The 16,706-nt window shown below is 74.0% G+C and carries 12 protein-coding genes; 11 read left to right on the top strand and 1 reads right to left on the bottom strand.

Annotated features, from left to right (window positions below):
- Positions 1–260: 260 nt before the first annotated feature.
- From BUE41_RS07430 to BUE41_RS07385, 10 genes are all read left to right on the top strand, one after another.
- On the top strand, positions 261–2,618 hold the full coding sequence (locus BUE41_RS07430) for a xanthine dehydrogenase family protein molybdopterin-binding subunit (RefSeq protein WP_073456155.1): 2,358 nt from the start codon (positions 261–263) through the stop codon (positions 2,616–2,618).
- 286 nt (positions 2,619–2,904) lie between these two features.
- Positions 2,905–3,255 (top strand): hypothetical protein, encoded by a 351-nt coding sequence (locus BUE41_RS07425; RefSeq protein WP_073456154.1) that lies wholly within the window; start codon positions 2,905–2,907, stop codon positions 3,253–3,255.
- Positions 3,256–3,490: 235 nt separating this feature from the next.
- The gene (locus BUE41_RS07420; RefSeq protein ID WP_084754578.1) at positions 3,491–4,660 is read left to right on the top strand and encodes a serine hydrolase domain-containing protein; all 1,170 of its coding nucleotides are present in this window, start codon (positions 3,491–3,493) and stop codon (positions 4,658–4,660) included.
- Between the two features lie 86 nt (positions 4,661–4,746).
- Positions 4,747–5,592: a fumarylacetoacetate hydrolase family protein gene (locus tag BUE41_RS07415; protein ID WP_073456153.1), complete on the top strand. Its 846-nt coding sequence runs from the start codon at positions 4,747–4,749 to the stop codon at positions 5,590–5,592.
- 19 nt (positions 5,593–5,611) lie between these two features.
- Positions 5,612–6,337 carry a maleylpyruvate isomerase family mycothiol-dependent enzyme gene (locus tag BUE41_RS07410; protein ID WP_073456151.1) on the top strand — a complete coding sequence of 242 codons (726 nt, stop codon included), beginning with the start codon at positions 5,612–5,614 and terminating at the stop codon, positions 6,335–6,337.
- Between the two features lie 123 nt (positions 6,338–6,460).
- On the top strand, positions 6,461–7,930 hold the full coding sequence (locus tag BUE41_RS07405; protein WP_084754558.1) for an RNB domain-containing ribonuclease: 1,470 nt from the start codon (positions 6,461–6,463) through the stop codon (positions 7,928–7,930).
- The gene (locus tag BUE41_RS07400) at positions 7,927–9,126 is read left to right on the top strand and encodes an ATP-grasp domain-containing protein (RefSeq protein WP_073456149.1); all 1,200 of its coding nucleotides are present in this window, start codon (positions 7,927–7,929) and stop codon (positions 9,124–9,126) included. Before BUE41_RS07405 ends, BUE41_RS07400 begins: the two co-directional genes overlap by 4 nt.
- Positions 9,111–10,736, top strand: a complete 1,626-nt coding sequence (locus BUE41_RS07395; RefSeq protein WP_200803794.1) for an IucA/IucC family protein — start codon at positions 9,111–9,113, stop codon at positions 10,734–10,736. Before BUE41_RS07400 ends, BUE41_RS07395 begins: the two co-directional genes overlap by 16 nt.
- Positions 10,737–10,812: 76 nt before the next feature.
- On the top strand, positions 10,813–12,366 hold the full coding sequence (locus BUE41_RS07390) for an IucA/IucC family protein (RefSeq protein ID WP_200803793.1): 1,554 nt from the start codon (positions 10,813–10,815) through the stop codon (positions 12,364–12,366).
- Positions 12,363–13,517 (top strand): alanine racemase, encoded by a 1,155-nt coding sequence (locus tag BUE41_RS07385; RefSeq protein WP_073456145.1) that lies wholly within the window; start codon positions 12,363–12,365, stop codon positions 13,515–13,517. Before BUE41_RS07390 ends, BUE41_RS07385 begins: the two co-directional genes overlap by 4 nt.
- Here the strand turns inward: BUE41_RS07385 and panB are convergent.
- Positions 13,508–14,359: a 3-methyl-2-oxobutanoate hydroxymethyltransferase gene (gene panB / locus BUE41_RS07380; protein ID WP_073456143.1), complete on the bottom strand. Its 852-nt coding sequence runs from the start codon at positions 14,357–14,359 to the stop codon at positions 13,508–13,510. The genes BUE41_RS07385 and panB overlap by 10 nt on opposite strands.
- A gap of 217 nt (positions 14,360–14,576) precedes the next feature.
- Between panB and BUE41_RS30060 the strand changes: the two genes are divergently transcribed.
- The gene (locus tag BUE41_RS30060) at positions 14,577–16,616 is read left to right on the top strand and encodes a protein kinase domain-containing protein (RefSeq protein WP_073456141.1); all 2,040 of its coding nucleotides are present in this window, start codon (positions 14,577–14,579) and stop codon (positions 16,614–16,616) included.
- The last annotated feature ends 90 nt before the right edge of the window (positions 16,617–16,706 follow it).

The following is a 16,706-nucleotide window of genomic DNA, read 5'->3' as shown; positions in this document are numbered from 1 at the left end:
CCGTCGTGTGAGGCCCGGCGTGTGAGCCGCCGTGGGCCGCCGCGGAACCATCCCGGACGGCGCGGTTCGGGTCGGGAGACCGGACCGGCCCCCGACCGGTCCGGCCTCCCGGGGGGTCACGTCACCGCACGACCGGGTGCCGGGTGGGGCGCCCGGGTGTGAGTGCGGTCACGTGGAAGTCGCCTGAGCACTTTCGCCTGTCAGGACCCGATTCGTCAAACCCCGAGCGCCGACCGGTCGCTCGTGCCTAATGTCACTCCATGCCTGGATCGATCCTCGGTACCTCGGTGCGCAGAGTGGAGGACCGCGACCTCCTGACCGGCGCCAGCACCTTCGTCGGCAACCTGCAGCTCCCCGACGTCGCTCACCTCGTCTTCGTCCGCTCCCCGTTCGCCCACGCCGTGATCACCGGCATCGACACCTCGGCCGCCGCAGCGGCGCCCGGGGTGCTCGGCGTGTTCACCGCGGCCGACCTGAACCTGCCCGCCCACCACGGGCTGATGGTGGTGAACGAGTCCATGCCCCGCCCGCCGTTGGCGACCGACCGGGTCCGCTTCGTCGGGGAGGCGGTCGCCGTCGTCGCCGCCGAGACCCTCGCCGCCGCGGTCGACGCCGCCGAGCTGGTGGAGGTCGACTACGACCCGCTCGATGCGGTCGTCGACCCGGAGGCCGCGCTGGCTCCCGACGCACCGCTGCAGTTCCCCGAGCACGGCAGCAACGTCGTGGCCGGCGAGCGCGCGTCCGACGACGTGGCGGAGGCGGTGCTCGCCGGCGCTGATGTGGTGGTGCGGGCCCGCATGGTCAACCAGCGCGTGGCCGTCGTCCCGATGGAGGGCAACGCGATCGCCGTCGACCCGGTCACCGACGGCCGGCTCACCATCTGGGTCTCGACGCAGATGCCGCACCTGTTCCGCGACCAGGCGGCGCGGCTGTTCGACCTGCCCCCTGAGCAGGTGCGGGTGATCGCCCCGCACGTCGGCGGCGGGTTCGGGGGCAAGGCCGGCATGCTCGCCGAGCACACCGCGGCGGTGGGGGTGGCGCGCCGGCTCGGCCGCGCGGTGCGCTGGGTGGAGACCCGCTCGGAGAACCTCGTGTCGATGCCGCACGGGCGCGGCCAGGTCGCCTGGTACGAGCTCGGCCTCACCCGGGAAGGCAAGATCACCGGCCTGCACGCGCGGGTGCTCGGCGACGCCGGGGCGTACGCGGGCTTCGGCGGCGGCCTCGCCCGCGCCCAGACGTACACGATGAGCCAGGGCGTCTACGACATCCCGGTCGTGGCCTTCGACGTGGCGACGGTGGTCACCAACACCACCCCGATGGGAGCCTTCCGCGGCGCCGGCCGCCCGGAGGCCGCGGCCCACCTGGAGCGGATGATCGACATGGCCGCCGCCGAGCTGGGGATGGACCCGGCGGAGCTGCGCCGGCGCAACTTCCTCGATCCCGCGGCGTTCCCGCTCACCACGAACAGCGGCGCCCGCTACGACAGCGGCGACTACGACCTGCCGCTGCGGGAGGCGCTGCGGATCGTCGACTACGAGAAGGTCCGCGAGGAGCAGGCGGAGCGCCGGGCCTCCGGGGACCCGGTGCAGATCGGGATCGGGATCTGCACCTACGTGGAGATCACCGCCGGGGCGCGCGGCTCGGAGTTCGGCTCGGTCACGGTGCACGCCGACGGTTCGGCCACGGTCACGGCGGGCACGTCCGCGCACGGGCAGGGGCACGCGACCGCGTTCGCGATGGTGGTGAGCGACCGTCTGGGCATCCCGATGGACCGCATCACCTACCGGCAGAGCGACACCGACCTGGTGCCCCGCGGCGGCGGCACGGGCGGCTCGCGATCGCTGCAGCTGGGCGGCAGCGCCGTGCTGGCCGCGGCTGACGACGTGCTGGCGCAGGCGAAGCGCCGCGCGGCCGAGCTGCTGGAGGCCGCGGAGAGCGACGTGGAGCTCACCGAGGCGGGGGAGTTCGCCGTGGCCGGCGTGCCCGGGGCGTCGGTCACCTGGGCGCAGGTCGCGAGCGCGGGCCCGGAGCTGACCGCGGGCCTGGACGTGCAGCAGGACGGCGCGACCTTCCCGTTCGGGGCGCACGTCGCGGTCGTCGAGGTGGACACGGAGACCGGGCGGGTGCGGCCGCGGCGGATGGTCGCGGTGGACGACTGCGGCCGGGTGCTCAACCCGCTGCTGGTGGAGGGGCAGCAGCACGGTGGTCTGGCGCAGGGCATCGCCCAGGCGCTGTACGAGGAGGTCCTCTTCGACCCCGAGGGTCAGCCGCTCACCAGCACGCTCGCCGACTACCGGATGCCGTCGGCGGCCGACCTCATCTCCTTCGAGGCGTCGACGACCGAGACGCCGACACCGCTGAACCCGCTCGGCGCCAAGGGCATCGGGGAGTCGGCGACGGTCGGGTCGACGCCGGCGGTGCAGAACGCCGTCGTCGACGCGCTGCGCCACCTGGGGGTGCGGCACGTCGACATGCCCTGCTCTCCCCAGAAGGTGTGGGCGGCCATCCGGGCGGCGGAGGCGGGTGAGACCGATCCGTGGCGTGAGCCGCCCCACGTCTTCGCGTCCCTCCCGGTGCGGGCGCGCAAGGACGCTCCCGAGGAGGGTGGAGAGATCTGATCACTGCGCGTGACTGTCGAAAAGGATATGCGGCCATTGGGGTGGTCGATGATCACGCTGCGTCGAGGTTACGCGGATGTCCGGGGGGATTCGCCACGCGGGAATTTCGCCGTAACGGCCGCATAACCTCACGGAGAGCAATGTGGATCACACGATAGTGGTAGGTGATGCGTACTTCCTCGGAAGATCCCGCTAACTTCTTTCTCGGCCGGCGAGGCTCCCCGCAGACGCCGGAGAAACGAAGGCTCATTCCGATGAGCCGGGATCACCCGACAGGAGAATCACTGTGCTGAAGAAGGCTGGAATCGTCGCTGCTGCGTCCGCTGCGACCCTGCTGGCGGTGAGCCCGCTCGCCTTCGCCGGGGACAAGGGCGGGCACGGGCACGGGCACGGCCGTGGGGGCAGCGTCGACGACATCAAGGTCAACCGGGTGGACGAGGGCAGCAACGCGGGCGGCCTGATCGCCATCGGCGAGGTCAACGCGCTCAACAACGTCAACGTGTGCCCGCCGGTGAACGTCGGCGTCGCGATCGGTGACATCCTGGGCCTCCTCGCCCCCGACACGGCGGTCGCCGCTCCGACCGTCGACGACACCTCGTGCGTCGTGGACGACAGCATCCGCCAGAACATCGACTGACGCCATCCGGTCACGCCCGATCGTCCCTGATCGGGCATGATCGACCTGATCGGCCCGGCGCGCCGGATCGCGGATTCCGCGATCCGGCGCGCTGCTGTTTTCCGTCTTCTCCGGGTTGCCGTCCCCGTCCTTCGGGTGGGGTGTCCGGGTTGACCACGGTGCGGTGCGCTCTCCAGGCTGGGGGTGAGCCACGTCTCAGGACGTGGGCGTCGAACAGCATGTGGAGGAGGGCACCGTGAGCTCAGTGCAGAGCGCCGCAGTGGACAAGGTCCTGCAGGACGCCGTGGCCGCGGGGGTGGTCCCGAACGTCGTCGCGATCGCGGCTGACCGCGACGGCGTCATCTACGAGGGGGCCGCCGGGGTCCGCGTCGCCGGCTCCCAGGAGCCGGTCAGCGGCGACACGCACTACCGCATCATGTCGATGACCAAGATGGTCGCGACGGTCGCTGCGCTCCAGCTCGTCGAGCGCGGGCAGCTCGACCTGGACGCCCCGGTCGAGGACTACTGCCCCGAGTTCGCCGAGGTCCAGGTGCTCGAGGGCTTCGACGGCGATACGCCCAGGCTGCGCCCGCCCGCCTCCCGGGCGACGGTGAAGCAGCTGGTCACGCACACGACCGGGTTGAGCTACTGGTTCTGGGACGAGAACATCTCGAAGTGGGAGGCCGTCACCGGCACCCCCAACGTGCTGTCCGGCTCCAACGTCATCTTCACCGCACCGATGGTCGCCGACCCGGGCACGAAGTTCGTCTACGGGATCAACACCGACTGGCTCGGCAAGGTCGTCGAGGCGGCCGGCGGCAAGACCCTCGACGTCGCGATCAAGGAGGGCATCACCGGGCCGCTCGGCATGAACGACACCGACTTCCGCCTGCGCGACGAGTGGAAGGCCGCCACCACGCCCGTCCACATCAAGGGCGAGGACGGCACGTGGACGGCCAGCGAGATCGAGCTCAACCCGTCGCCGGAGTACTGGGCGGGCGGCCACGGGCTGTACTCCACGCCGCGCGACTACATCCGCTTCGAGCGCGCCTTGCTGCGCGGCGGCGAGCTCGACGGGGAGCGCATCCTGTCGGAGAGGACGGTCGAGGAGGCGTTCACCAACCAGATCGGCGACCTGTGGTTCCCGGAGTCGATTCCGAGCGCCGACCCGGCGTCCACCGCCGATTTCAACGCCGGCCCCGGATACAAATGGGGATACGGCCTGCTGCTGAACACCGAAGACATTCCGGGAATGCGGCGGGCCGGTACCGGCGCGTGGGCCGGCCTGTGCAACACGCACTTCTTCATCGACCGCACGACCGGGATCTGCGCGTCGATCTACTCGAACACGCTGCCGTTCGTCACGCCGGACGTGTTCGGCATGTACCAGGACTTCGAGCGCGCCCTCTACGCGAACCTGTCCTGATCCCGGCCTGGCGGGGTGTCCCCCGTGTGCGTCACGCCGGTGGGCCGATGCAGACTCACCGGCGTGACGCGACAGGGGGAGAGGCGATGAGACTGGCGACCATCCGCACCGCGGCAGGGCTGCGCGCGGTGCGGATCGACGAGGCGGCGGGCCGGGCGGTCGAGACCGGCGACGCCGACGTGCGTGCGCTGCTGGAGCACGCCGACTGGGCCGAGCGGGCGGCCACGGCGGCCGGACCGGTCCACGACCTCGCCGGGCTGGACCTCGCGCCGGTCGTCCCGTCGCCGGAGAAGATCATCTGCGTGGGCCAGAACTACCGGGACCACATCCTGGAGATGGGCAACACCCCGCCCACGCACCCCACCCTGTTCGCGAAGTACCCGCCGGCGCTGGTCGGCGCCCGCGACGACATCGTGCTGCCGCCGGAGTCACAGGCGGTCGACTGGGAGGTCGAGCTGGCGATCGTCATCGGTGAGCCGGTGCGGCGGGCGGCCGACGAGGCGGCCGTGCTCGACGCCGTCGCCGGGTACACCGTGCTCAACGACGTGAGCATGCGCGACTACCAGTACCGCACGAAGCAGTTCCTGCAGGGCAAGACCTGGGAGCGCAGCACCCCGGTCGGGCCGTGGCTGGTCACCAAGGACGAGCTGCCCTCTCCCGACGGGTCCGGCCTGGCCGTCTCCACCGTCCTCGACGGCGAGACGATGCAGGACTCGAACACCGACCAGCTGGTCTTCGGGGTGGTCGACCTCGTGCGCTACATCTCCACGATCGTCACACTCGCGCCGGGTGACCTGATCGCCACCGGCACCCCGGGCGGCGTCGGGCACGCCCGCAAGCCACCCCGGTACCTGACCGACGGCACGACGGTGGTCACCGCCATCGCCGGGATCGGCGAGCTGCGCAACACCTGTCGCGCCGAGCAGCCGTGAGCACGACGACGGACGTCTGATGGGTGGTCGCGAGGACCCCGCCGCGACCTTCGCCTGGGCGAAGGACGGGGCGGAGCATCTGCGCGGGTTGATGGCGCGGCTCGGTGACAGCGCGTTCGGCGCGCCCTCCGGGTTGCCCGGCTGGACCCGCGCACACCTGCTGACGCACGTCGCCCGCAACGCCGACGAGCTGGTCGACGTCCTGGAGACGGCCCGCACCGGCACGCCGGGCGAGGTCCGCGACGCCGCCCGGCGGGCGGCCGAGATCGAGGAGGGCGCGCGCCGCACGCCCGAGGAGATCCGCGCCGACGTCGTGGAGTCCTCGGACCGGCTCGCCGACGCGGTGCGCCGCCTGCCCGAGAAAGCCTGGTCGGCCACGGTCGAGTACGCGGGCCGGCGCATCCCGGCCACCGAGGTGCTGTGGCTGCGGGCTGTGGAGACCTGGGTGCACGCCGTCGATCTGGACGTCGGCGCGTCGTTCGTGGATCTACCGCAGCCGATGCTGCTCGCCCTGATCGCCGAGGCCGCCGCCACGGTCCCCGACCGCTCCGACGCCCCCGCTCTCGTGCTGGTCGCCACGGGCGACCCGGCCGGCCGCTGGACGGTCGGCGAGCCTGGCCCCGACGCGCTGGAGATCTCGGGCAGCGCAGCGGAGCTGGCGGAGTGGCTGACCGGCCGCGCCGCGGGTCGCCACCTGCGCCGCCGGCCGAACACCCCGCTCCCCGAGCTGGCTCCCTGGCGGTAGGTGCGCGAGTTGCCCCGTCGGGCAGAGCGAGTCGCCCCGACGGGGTGGCTCGGCCTACCCGACGGGGCGACTCGCCCTGCCGGTCGGGGCAACTCGCGGCGGGGACGTGGCAGGCTCCTCGGCGTGCCCAGCAGCGGTGTCCGTCCCGATCCCGCACCTGCACCCGGCGCCACCGGCTCCCGCCCCGGGCCCGACTTCGACGCGGTGCGGCAGGAGTTCGAACTGCCCGCCGGATTCCCGCCCGAGGCGCTGGCCGAGGCCGAGGCGGCGGCCGCACGCGCGATCACCGCGGAACCCGGCCGGATCGACGCCACGGACATCGAGCTCGTCACCATCGATCCGCCGGGCTCGAAGGACCTCGACCAGGCCGTCGGCATCGAGCGGGTCGGGCGCGGGTTCCGCGTGCACTACGCGATCGCCGACGTCGGCGCGGTCGTCACCCCGGGCGGCGCGCTCGACGCCGAGGTGCGCCGCCGCGGCCAGACGATCTACCTGCCCGACGGCTCGGTGCCGCTGCACCCGCCCGTCCTCTCCGAGCAGGCGGCGAGCCTGCTGCCCGACGGGCCGCGCCGCGCCGTCCTCTGGACCATCGATCTCGATGCCGACGGCGCCGTGACCGCGACCGACGTGCGCCGCGCCGTCGTCGCGTCCCGCGCCCGGCTCGACTACGCCGGCGTGCAGGCCCAGATCGACGCCCGCGAAGAGCTCCACCCGGCGATCGCGGCCCTGCCCGAGGTGGGCAGGCTGCGCCGGGCCGCCGCGGTCGCCCGCGGGGCGATCGAGCTGGAGCTACCCGAGCAGGAGATCGTCCAGGACGACGACGGCTGGACCCTGCGAGTGCGCGCCCGCCTGCCCGTCGAGGACTGGAACGCCGAGATCTCCCTGCTCGCCGGCACGGTCGCGGCCGACATGATGCTGCGCGCCGGGATCGGGCTGCTGCGCACCCTCCCCGCGCCGGACGCGGAGGCGGTCGCCGGTCTGCGCCGCGCCGCCGAGCGCCTCGGCTTCGACTGGCCGGACGGCGCGAGCGCCGCCGAGGTGCTCGCCGGCCTGCCCGACGACGGATCGGCCCCGGTGCTGGCGCTGCGCCGCGCCGCCACCACCCTGCTGCGCGGCGCCGGGTACGCGGCGTTCGGCGCCGGCGCGGCGCCGCCGCCGGATCCCGGGCACGGCGGCATCGGAGCCCCGTACGCCCACGTGACCGCTCCGCTGCGGCGCCTGGTGGACCGCTTCGGCACCGAGATCTGCCTCGCGGTCGCCGCCGGCCGCACCCCCGACTCCTGGCTGCTCGAGGCGCTGCCCCAGCTGCCCGACGTGATGAGCGCGTCCGATTCGCTCGCCGGCCGGGTCGCCCGCGCCTGCCTCGACCGGACCGAGGCCGCCCGCCTGGCCGGCCGGGTGGGGGAGACGTTCGAGGTGATCGTGCTGCGCGCCGCCGGCCCCGAGGGCGAGCCCGGCGAGGTGTACCTGCCCGATCCCGCGGTGATCGCCCGCTGCGCCGGAGCCCCGAAGGCCGGGGTGACCGTCGCCGTCACGCTCACCGCGGCCGACCCGTCGACCGGAAGAGTGCTGTTCACGGCGATCGACCAGTGACGATCTACCTGACCGCCCGCAACCCGACCGACTCCGTGACGCTGGGGTTCCTGCCCGCTGCGGCCCGCCTCGGCCGGCCCGTCGTGCTGCTCACCGATCAGCCCGGCGCCCACCAGGCCGCCTACGCCGGCAACCCCGCCGCCCCGCGCGCCGTGGTCGGCACCGAGGTGCACGATCCCGGCGCGGTCGCGTCCCGCGTCGCCCAGCTGGCCGCCCGGCACGGTCGCCCGACCGCGCTGCTGTCGAACAGCGACCACCTCCAGGCCGCCACCGCCCTGGCGGCCGAGCTGCTGGACCTGCCCGCCAAACCGTGGCAGGCGGCCGTCCGCGCCAAGAACAAGGCGCTCATGCGCCGCTGCCTCGCCCCGCTCGACCCGGTCGCGCACGCCGAGCTGGGCCCCGACGATCCGCCCGAGTTCCCCGTGTTCCCGGCTGTCGTGAAGCCCCGCGAGGGCGTGGCCAGCGAGGACGTGCTGCTGGTCCACGACGGTGCCGAGCTCGCGGAGGCGGTCGCCGAGATCCGCGAGCGCAGGCCGGGCGCGGCGCTCGTCGTCGAGGAGTTCCTCGACGGCCCGCTGCTCACCTTCGACACGCTGGGTGACGGCACCACCCGCCGCCACACCGGCACCTGGCGCACCACCCTCGGCCCGCCGCCGACGTTCACCGAGATCCGCCTCGACTGGGCCCCAGCCGCCCTCGCCGCCGTCCGCGCTGATCTCGACGCCCAGCTCGACGCGCTCGGCGTCGGCCTCGGCGCCTGCCACACCGAGGTGGTGCTGCAGGGCGACCGGGTACGGATCATCGAGGTCAACTACCGGCTGATCGGCGACCTCATGGACTTGGTCACGAGCGACGTCCTCGGTGCCGACCTGTTCGCCGCGGTCCTGCGTGTGCACAGCGGCGAACCGCTGCCCGCCGACGTCGGGGAAGCCGCCGGCGCACCCCGCCACGGCCGCGTCGATTACGTGCTCGCCGAGCGCGCCGGCACCCTCACCGCCGCCCCGCCCGACGGAACGCACGCGGGCGGCCCGGTCACCGTCGGGCACCGCAGACTGCGCCAGGTCGGGGCCAGCGCGCCCCTGCACGGCAGCAACCGCGACTACCTCGCCGCCGTGTGGGCGACCGGCCCCGACGCGGCCGCGGTCGACGCCGCGGTCGAGCGCTTCCGGGAGGAGCACGAGTGGCGCATCACCTGACCACGTCGACCGTCACCCGACCCGACACTGCCGAGACGGCGCTCGTCCGGCGCGTGCTGGCCGCCCTGCTGCGCGAGGACCACCTCGGCCTGCGCTCGCGCGGCCGGCTCGACGGCGACCGCTGGCGGACCACCCTCCCCGACGGTCGCCCCGCCGAGTTCACCGTCGTCCCGGACGGCTTCCTCGCCGAGCACGCCGCCGTCGCGCTCGACGTGGCCGGTCGCCCCGTCCGCCGCCTCACCGATCTGCTCGACGTGCTCGCCCCCGATCCGGCCGACGCGGAGGCCACCGCGGGCTGGGCCGGCTTCGCCGCCGAGTGCGGAGCCGCACTGGACGCCGCCCGCGACCCCGTGCCCGCCGATCCGCCCGGCCCGCGCACCGGCTACGCCGGGCTGCTGCGCTACGACGCCCTCGCCGCGGTCCGCGAGCACCCCGTCCACCCGACGGGTCGGGCCCGACCCGGCCTGGACGCCGCCGCGCGCGCCGCCTACGCCCCTGAGCAGGCGCGCACGTTCCCGCTGCACTGGCGGTTCGTCCCCCGCGCGGACGTGCAGCTCTCGCCCGCCCTCGCCACCGATCCACCGGGGTGGTGGCCGTCCGGCACCGCCGACACGATCGCTGTCCCCGTGCACCCGCTCACCGGCGGTGAACCGCTCGGCCCACTGGTCGTGCCGACGCTCTCGATGCGCACGCTGGCTCTCGCCGGCGATCCGCGCGTGCACGTCAAGGTGCCGCTGCCGACGGCGACGCTGGGGCTGCGCAACCGCCGCACGATCAAACCGGGCACCCTCGCCGACGGCGCCGCGATGCACGAGCTGCTCGCCGCCGTCCTGACCCGCGAACCCGAGCTGGCCGCCCGCATCCGGCTCGCCGACGAGAGCCGTTACCTGCACGGCCCCGACGAGCACCTCGCCGCCATGGTGCGAGTGCTGCCCGCGGACATCGCCACCGGCCGACTGGTTCCGCTCGCGGCGCTGCCGGTGCGCGATCCGCGGGCGGGCGGCCCGACCGTGCTGGAGGAGCTGGCCGCGGGCGACGTGCCCCGCTGGTGCGCCCGCTACCTGGCCGTGCTGCTCGACTGGCACGTCGCGCTCTGGGTGCGCTACGGCATCGCGCTGGAGTCTCACCAGCAGAACATCACGATCGCCCAGCAGGACGGCGCGCCGCTGCGGCTGGTCTACAAGGACGACGACGGCGCCCGGGTCGACGCCGCTCATGCCGCCGCCGCGCTCGGCCGGCCGGTGCCCGCCTTCACCGATCCGCGCATGCTCGTGACCGACCCGGCGGAGCTGGCCGATCTCTTCGTGACGATCACCCTCCACCTCTGCGTGCGCGCGCTGCTCCCGGTCTCGGTCCTGCCCGAGGTCCGCGACCGCATCGCCGACGCGGCCGATCGATTCTGCGACCGCGACCACCCCCGCTCGGTGGCCGCCCGCGCGGCCGTGCACCGGATGCTCACCGCTCGGCGCTGGCCGGTGAAGGCGATGGTGACGTCCGGCACGCTGCTGCCGAAGACCCGGCTGAACTGCACGGACGTCAACAAGTACGTCGTACGGACCGGACCCAACTATCTGGCGAATGAAGCCCGCCCCGGGTTCGTGCTTAGGTAACCCTGTGCTCACTAAGTGTCATGGACCGGTCACGGATCGAACAGCCGACACCATCGCGGCACACACCTTGCTCGGGGTGCTGGTCCGTGACGTGGCCGCTCCCGCCGGCGCGGTGCGCACCACCGCCGAGCACCTCACCGTCGATCTGCCGGGCGCCTGTCTGAGGGTCCGGCTGCGGGCGCGCTCCGTGCTGCACGCCCACCGCTTCACCGGCGCCGTCCAGGAACGCGTACCCCAGGGCTGGGCCGTCATCGGGTTCGAGCGCCTGCTCACCCTTCTGGAGCAGCTCCTGGCCCGCTGGTGCGGCCCGGGCGGTGGCCGCCTCGCCACCGAGGTGCGCGCCGGTCGCGCGGCGCTCGCCGCCGCCCTCGCCCAACGGCCCCGGCAACCGGCTCGCAGCCTCGCCGAACCCGCCGCCGGTTACGTCGATTCCGAGCAGGCCCTGCTGGCCGGTCACCCTCGCCACCCGGCGCCGAAGTGGCGCTCCGGCGATCCCGAGCAGTGGCGGCGCTGGTCCCCGGAGGCCCGCACCGCCTTCCCGCTGCACTGGCTCGCCCTCCGCGCCGACCGGGTGCAGGAGTGGTCTGCCGGCGTCCCGACGCTCGACGGCCTCGCGCCCGAGGTGCCCGACGGCCACCGCCCCTTGCCGCTGCATCCCTGGCAGGCCCGCCTGCTCGCCGAGCCGCTGGCCGCAGCACAGCGTCGCGGGGACCTCGTCGACCTCGGCCCGGCCGGCCCGCCGTGGCACCCGACGTCCAGCGTCCGCACGCTCTACCAGCCCGAGGCCGACGTGTTCGTCAAGACGAGCCTCTCGGTGCGGATCACCAACTGCATGCGCCACTCCACGGCCGCCGAGCTGGAGAAGGCGGTCCGGCTCACCCGGCTGCTCACTCCGCTGCTGGCCGGGGTGGACGGGTTCGTGCTGCTCGGCGAGCCGTTCGCCCGCACGGTCGCCGACCCCGGGCTCGCCGACCGGGTCGGCGCCATCGTGCGGGTCGGGCTGGGGCTCGCCCCGGACGAGCGGGCGCACCTGGCCGGCACCCTCGCCGCCCAGGAACCCGACCCGGCAGGGACCCCCACCCGGCTCGCCGCCGTCACCGTCGATCCGCTGGCCTGGTGGGAGCGCTACGTCGCGCTGCTCGTCCCCCCCGTGCTGCGGCTGTGGGCGGCGCACGGCGTGGTCCTCGAACCCCACCTGCAGAACGTCCTGGTCGTCACCGGCCGCGCCGGCATCCCCGAGCGCGTGCTGCTGCGCGACATGGAGGGCGTGCGGCTGCGCACCGACCGGCACGCCGACCTGCTCGGCGCACTCGATCCCGCCGTCGCCGCCGCGACCGCCTACACCCCTGACCAGGCCGCCGCGCGGATCGGTTACTGCCTGCTCGTCAACAACCTCGGCGAGCTGGCCGTCGCCGTCGCAGAGCTGGCCGGCGCCCCCGAGGAGAAGCTGTGGGACCCGGTGCGCATCGCCGTCGCGGCCACCGCGGCCGACCTCGGCGAGCCGCCCGAGCTGCGCACCCTGCTCGACGGGCCCACGCTGCCGGCCAAGGCGAACCTGGTTGTGCGCTGGCGCGGCGCCGAGGACCCGCAGGCCCCGTACGTGCCCGTGCCGAACCCCCTCGCGCGATGATCACCGATCTGGTGGCGAAGGCGGCCCGCGAGGCTCCGCTGCCGGCCTACGTCTACGACCTCGACCACCTCGACGCCCACATGGCCGCGATCGCCGCCGCCGTGCGCACCGGGCCCGGCCGGGTCGAGATCCACTACGCCGCCAAGGCCAACCCCGATCCCGGCGTGCTCGCCACCGTCGCCCGGCACGTCGACGGGATCGAGGTGGCCAGCGGCGGCGAGCTCGCCCACGTCCGCGATGTGCTCGGCCCGGACGTTCCGATCGCGTTCGGCGGGCCCGGCAAGACCGACGAGGAGCTGGCCGCTGCCGCGCGGCAGGCCGACCGCGTCCACGTCGAGAGCCGCCTGGAGGTGCGCAGGCTCGCCGCGGCCGCCCGCGCGGCCGGGACCAGGGTGAAGGCGCTGCTGCGGGTCAACGTGCCCGGCGGGGTCGGCGGGGTGCTGCGGATGGGCGGCGGCCCGAGCCCGTTCGGCATGGACCCGGCCGAGGCCGACGCCTGCCTCGCCGAGCTCCCGCCGGAGATCGAGCTGCTCGGCGTGCACGCCCACCTGGCCAGCGGGCTCGACGCGCAGGCGTGCGCGGCGCAGGGCCGCACCGTGCTGGACTGGGCGGCTGCGTTCGCCGCCCGGCACGGCGTCGGCCTGGCCGAGGTCGTGATCGGCGGCGGCATGCACGTCGACTACACCCGCCCCGCCGAACGGTTCGACTGGGCCGCCTACCGGGCCGCGCTGCGGCTGCCTGATCACGGGCCGCTGGTGCGGATCGAGCCGGGCCGGGCGCTCACCGCCTACTCCGGTTGGTACGTGACCGACGTGCTGGACCTCAAGCGCAGCGCGGGGGAGTGGTTCGCGATCTGCCGCGGCGGCACGCACCACCTGCGCACCCCCGTCGCGAAGGGGCACGACCAGCCGTTCACGGTGCTGCCCACGGGGACCGGGCCGACGATCGCCGGCCCGGTCACCGTCGTCGGTCAGCTGTGCACCCCGAAGGACGTGCTGGCCCGGCGGGTGCCCGTCGAGCGGATCGGGGTGGGCGACCGGGTGGCGTTCGCGCTCGCCGGGGCGTACGCGCTGAACATCAGCCACCGCGATTTCCTGATGCACCCGCCCCCGGCCCTCGTGCGGGTCGGGGGCGGGGCCGATCAGGTGTAGGAGTGCTCCTCGGCGGGGTAGACGCCGTGGCGCACCTCCTCGCCGAAGCGGCGCGCTGCGTCGAGCAGCACCGATCCCACGTCGGCGTACTGCTTGACGAACCTCGGCTTGCGGCCGCGGTTCATGCCGGCCATGTCCGACCAGACGAGCACCTGCGCGTCGGTCTCCGGGCCGGCGCCGATGCCGATGGTCGGGATGACCAGCTCAGCGGTCACCCGCTTCGCGACGTCGGCGGGCACCATCTCCAGCACCACGGCGAACGCACCGGCGGCCTGCAGGGCGAGGGCGTCCTCGACCAGCTTGTCGCCCGCGTCGCCGCGGCCCTGCACCCGGAAGCCGCCCAGCTGGTGCTCGCTCTGCGGGGTGAACCCGATGTGCGCCATCACCGGGATCCCCGCCCCGGTGAGCGCCTCGACCTGCGGGACGAACCGCGCCCCGCCCTCCAGCTTCACCGCATGCGCGCCGGCTTCCTTCATGAACCGGAACGACGTGGTCAGCGCCTGCTCCGGACCGAGCTGGTAGCTGCCGAAGGGCAGGTCCGCCACCACGAGTGCGGTACGGGTGCCCCGCACCACCGCCTTCACCAGCGGGAGAAGCTCCTCGACGGTGACCGGGATGGTGTTGTCGTAGCCGAACACGTTGTTGCCGGCCGAGTCGCCGACGAGGAGCACCGGGATGCCGGCCTCGTCGAAGATCTCGGCGGTGTACACGTCGTAGGCGGTGAGCATGGGCCACCGCTCCCCGCGCTCCTTCATCTCGCGCAGGTGGTGCACCCGTACCCGCTTGGGGGCCGGGGCCGAGCGGTAGGGGCCCTGCACCTCGCCCGTCTGCGTGTCAGACATCGTTGTCCGTCCTCCCTCGAGGCCCGTCCTGCGGGTCCCCGGGTCGTCGGGGGTTGTTGACGGCCCAAGCGTGACACCGGGAATCCGCGGTCGTGCCCCGGTTGTCGCGAGGTTCACACGGTGCGGTCGGTCGCCGGGGCACCGGTCCGCCGTGACCCGATCGGACTACGCGGGAGAACCGAGGTACAGGCCTGGTCAATACCGACATAATGGCGCGGTGATCGCACCCGACATCGGCGCCGTGATCGGCGGACTGCGGATCGACGCCGTCGCCGGTCGCGGTGGGATGGGTGTGGTCTACAAGGCCCACCAGCTGTCGCTGGACCGCACGGTGGCCATGAAGATCATCAACCCGGAGCTGGCCGGCGACCCGGAGTTCCGCGAGCGGTTCCGGCGCGAGGCACGGCTGGCGGCGTCGCTGGACCACCCGCACGTCGTGCCGATCTACCACGCCGGAGAGGACGACGGGCACGTCTACCTGACGATGCGGTTCGTCGACGGCACCGACCTGGCCTCCATGATCGCCTCGCAGGGCCGGATCGCGCCGCGCGCCGCCGTCGAGATGATCGCCCAGGTCGCCGACGCGCTCGACGCCGCGCACGCCCGTGGGCTGGTGCACCGCGACGTCAAGCCGGCGAACATCCTCGTCACCCGCCCCGGCGGGCGGTGGCACACCTACCTCACCGACTTCGGCATCTCCAAGGACGGCCGCGACGCCGGCATGACGAAGGCCGGGTTCGTCGTCGGGTCGCTGGCCTACATCGCGCCCGAACAGCTGCAGGGCGAGGACGTCGACGGCCGCGCCGACCAGTACTCGCTGGCCTGTGTGCTGTTCCAGGCGCTGACCGGCGAGGTGCCGTTCCCGCGCGACACCACGGCCGCCCGGATGTTCGCGCACCTCGCCGTGCCCGCGCCCGCGCTCGGCGACGTCGACCCGGCGCTGCGCGGCCCGCTGGAGCCGGTGCTGGCGCGGGCGCTGGCGAAGCGGCGGGAGGACCGGTACCCGACCGCCGGCGAGTTCGGCCGGGCCGCGCTGGCAGCGGTGGCGCAGATGGAACAGCGAGCGACGCCGGCGCCGTTCCCGCAGCCCGCACCACAACCGATGGCCCAGCCGTACACCCAGCCGCCGGCGCCTCAGCAGTTCGCCGGTCAGCAGCACGCGCCCGGTTTCCACTCCGCCTACGCCGCCGCGCCGGCCGCGGCCGGGTCGCACCCCGGATCGTCCGGCCCGCAGCCGTTGCCGGGGGCCGGCCAGGTGCCGCCGCGCCGCAGCAGGCGGGAGCTCGTCTACGGCGCCGTCGCCGCGGCCGTCACGGCGGCGGTCGTCCTGGGCGCCGTCCTCGTCGCGCCCACGCTGAAGGAACCGGAGCCCCCGCCCGTGCTGCCGGCGACCGGCCGCATCGACGGAGCACCGATCGACGTCGGCATCGGCGCGAGCGCGGTCGTCGAGGGCAACGGCTTCCTCTGGGTGGCCAACCCCGACGACTCCTCGGTCTCCCGCATCGACCCGGTGACCCGGCAGGTGCAGCGGATCGAGGTGCCCGGTGCGCCCGTCGAGATCGGCTACGGGCAGGGGCGCATCTGGGCGTGGAACTACACCTCGACGATCCTGCCGATCGACGCCGCGAGCGGCGCTGTCGGTGACTACGTGGAGATGGGTGGCGATCTCGGCGGCATCGCGGTGGGTTCGACCGCGGTGTGGGCGGTGCAGCCGGACCGCAACGCCGTGGTGCGGCTCGACCTCGCCGGGGTGAGACCGGTCGGGGACCCGATCAAGGTGGGTGCGCGGCCGACGTCGATCACGATCGGCAACGGCGAGGTGTACGTGCTCAACAAGGCCGACCGCACGATCACCGTGCTGGACGAGGCGTCGGGCACCCCGCTCGGGAACCCGGTGCCGGTGCCGGAGGGATCGAGCCAGATCTCGGTGGAGAGCGGGCGGCTCTACCTCGGTGGCACGAAGGGGTTCGCGCTGGTCACCGACGGCGCTTCGGGGCTGCAGCCGGTGGACAACGCGCAGATGGTCGATCCGCTGTGCGACTGCGGCTTCTACGGCGGCCGCTCCTCGGTGTGGATGTTCGACGTCGACGCGGGCACGCTGCGGCGCTTCTCGACCGATCTGCGCACCCAGCTGGGCGCGCCCCTCGAGGGCCTCGGCCCGGGGCTGTACGACGCGGTCGGGCACGGGGACCGAGTCTGGGTGCTGAACCGGGCCGAGGGCACGTTGCACGCGGTGGCGACGGACGCGCCCTTGTAGATCGCTCGCTCACCGTCAGGATGACGTCACGGTGAGCGACGTACCGCACTCCCCGAACGGCCCGATCCCCGCCCCGCTGGCATGCTGTGC

It is taken from the genome of Pseudonocardia thermophila (assembly GCF_900142365.1).
Classification (GTDB): domain Bacteria; phylum Actinomycetota; class Actinomycetes; order Mycobacteriales; family Pseudonocardiaceae; genus Pseudonocardia; species Pseudonocardia thermophila.
This window is presented reverse-complemented; position numbering and strand designations above follow the sequence as displayed.

What these genes read in the sequence shown, in the direction of transcription:
- BUE41_RS07430 (WP_073456155.1), top strand. Translation starts at nt 261, where the DNA reads ATGCCTGGATCGATCCTCGGTACCTCGGTGCGCAGAGTGGAGGACCGC.
- panB (WP_073456143.1), bottom strand. Translation starts at nt 14,359, where the DNA reads ATGTCTGACACGCAGACGGGCGAGGTGCAGGGCCCCTACCGCTCGGCC.
- BUE41_RS07410 (WP_073456151.1), top strand. Translation starts at nt 5,612, where the DNA reads ATGGGTGGTCGCGAGGACCCCGCCGCGACCTTCGCCTGGGCGAAGGAC.
- BUE41_RS07385 (WP_073456145.1), top strand. Translation starts at nt 12,363, where the DNA reads ATGATCACCGATCTGGTGGCGAAGGCGGCCCGCGAGGCTCCGCTGCCG.
- BUE41_RS07415 (WP_073456153.1), top strand. Translation starts at nt 4,747, where the DNA reads ATGAGACTGGCGACCATCCGCACCGCGGCAGGGCTGCGCGCGGTGCGG.